Genomic DNA, 2021 nt, shown 5'->3' with positions numbered 1-2021 from the left:
CCAGCGCCTGGCTGCCGCGGCGATCAGCGCGTCCGGCGCGCTGCTGATCGTGCAGGCCGGCGCCATCGCCTGGCTGGTGCAGGCGCTGCTGGTCGAGCGGCGCGACCTGGCGCAGGCGCTGCCGGTCTTCGGCCTGCTGGCGTTGATGCTGGTCCTGCGCGCGGGGCTCGGCGCCGCTGCGCAGCGTGCCGCCGGCGATGTCGCCGATGCGGCCAAACTCGAGCTGCGTCGCCGCGTGTACCGGCAACTGCTGCAGCGCGGGCCGCTGTGGCTGCGCGGACAGCGCAACGGCGAACTCGGCGAGCTGCTGCTGGCGCATGGCGATGCGCTGGATGGCTACTACGCCGGCTACCGGCCCGCGCGCTGGGAAGTGAGCGTGGTGCCGCTGCTGATCGTGCTGGCGGTGGCGTGGAGCGACTGGGTGGTCGGTCTGATCCTGCTGTTCACCGCGCCGCTGGTGCCGATCTTCATGATGCTGGTGGGCTGGGGCGCCGAGGCTGCCGGCCGCCGTCAGTTGCGCGAACTGGCGCGGATGGGCGGGCACTTCGCCGACCGGCTCAAGGGCCTGGGCCTGTTGCGCCTGTACGGGCGCGGCGACGACGAACTGCGCGGCATTGCCGCTGCCGCCGAGGGCGTGCGCGAGCGCACGCTGAAAGTGCTGCGCATCGCGTTCCTGTCGTCGACTGTGCTGGAGTTCTTCGCCTCGGTCAGCGTGGCGATCGTCGCGCTGTACCTGGGCCTGAGCTACCTCGGCATGATCGCCCTGCACGGCAGCGTGCCGACCCTGGGCACCGGCGTGTTCTGCCTCCTGCTGGCGCCGGAGTTCTATGCGCCGCTGCGGCGCCTGGCCGCGCATTACCACGACCGCGCCAATGCGCTGGCCGCGGCGGCCGAGGTGGAGCGCCTGCTGGAAAGCCTGCCGCAGGCCACGGATGCGCCGGCTGCGCACGCCGAGGGGGGCGCCGTGTCGAGCGACGCCACTGCCGAGGCCACGCCCATCGTCGCGCCTTCCCCAAGCGCGGCGCGCGAGGTACCGCTGCTGCAGGCGCGCGCGCTGCACCTGCGTCCGCTGGGTGCGCGCTGCGACGCGGTGCAGGGCCTGGATGTCGATCTGCATGCCGGACAGCGCCTGGCCCTGGTCGGGCCCAGCGGCAGCGGCAAGAGCACGCTGCTGGAAGCGCTGGCCGGGTGGCTGCCGCCGCGTGCCGGCACCTTGCAGGTGCGCAAGGGGCTGCGCATCGGCTACGCCGGGCAGCGGCCGTATCTGTTCCACGGCAGCATCGCCGACAACCTGCGCCTGGCCGATCCGCATGCCAGCGCTGCGCAACTGCATGCCGCCGCCGAGGCGGCGCAGGTGCTGCGCTTCGCCGCGCGTCTGCCGCAGGGCCTGGATACGCCGATCGGCGAGCGTGGTTTCGGCCTGTCCGGCGGCGAGGCGCGGCGCATCGGCCTGGCGCGACTGTTGCTGCGCGATCCGGAACTGCTGTTGCTGGACGAACCGACCGCGTTCCTGGACGCGGACACTGAGGCGGACCTGCTGCGCACGCTGGCGGACTTCGCCCGTGGCCGCAGCGTGATCGTCGCCACCCACAGCGAGGCGGCGATGCGCTGGGCCGATACCGTGCTGCGGTTGCCGGCCCGCAACGCCTCCGCCGCGACCCAGGGAGCGCAGCCATGAGCGGCACCCGCGACAGCTTGCGCGGCGTGTTCGGCCGCCATCTCGGTCGGCTGCTGCTGACCGCCCTGCTGGTGCTGTGCACGATGCTGGCCGGGGTCGGGCTGCTCGGCCTGTCCGGCGGCTTCCTCACCGCCGCGGCGCTGGCCGGCGCGGTCGGCATGGGCAGCGGGTTCAATTTCTTCTCGCCCTCGGCGGGCATCCGTGCACTGACCTTCGCCCGCATCGCCTCGCGCTATGGCGAAAAGTTGGTCGGGCACGACGCCACCCTGCGCATCGCCCGCGACTTGCGCGTGTGGTTCTTCCGCCGCGCGCTGCCGCTGGCGCCGGCGCGGCTCGGCGCCAG

At 73.4% G+C, this 2021-nt stretch carries 1 protein-coding gene and 1 pseudogene; both read left to right on the top strand.

Going from position 1 to position 2021, the window contains the following annotated elements:
• Positions 1-1678, top strand: a 1678-nt coding sequence (gene cydD / locus D588_RS24855; protein ID WP_017916471.1) for a thiol reductant ABC exporter subunit CydD, incomplete at its 5' end; no start/stop codon positions are given.
• Positions 1675-2021 (top strand): annotated as a pseudogene (locus D588_RS24850) (thiol reductant ABC exporter subunit CydC); the annotation flags it as partial. The gene cydD and the pseudogene D588_RS24850, both read left to right, overlap by 4 nt.

Origin of the sequence: Xanthomonas sp. SHU 308 (assembly GCF_000364645.1) — a bacterium.
GTDB lineage: Bacteria > Pseudomonadota > Gammaproteobacteria > Xanthomonadales > Xanthomonadaceae > Xanthomonas_A > Xanthomonas_A sontii.
This window is presented reverse-complemented; position numbering and strand designations above follow the sequence as displayed.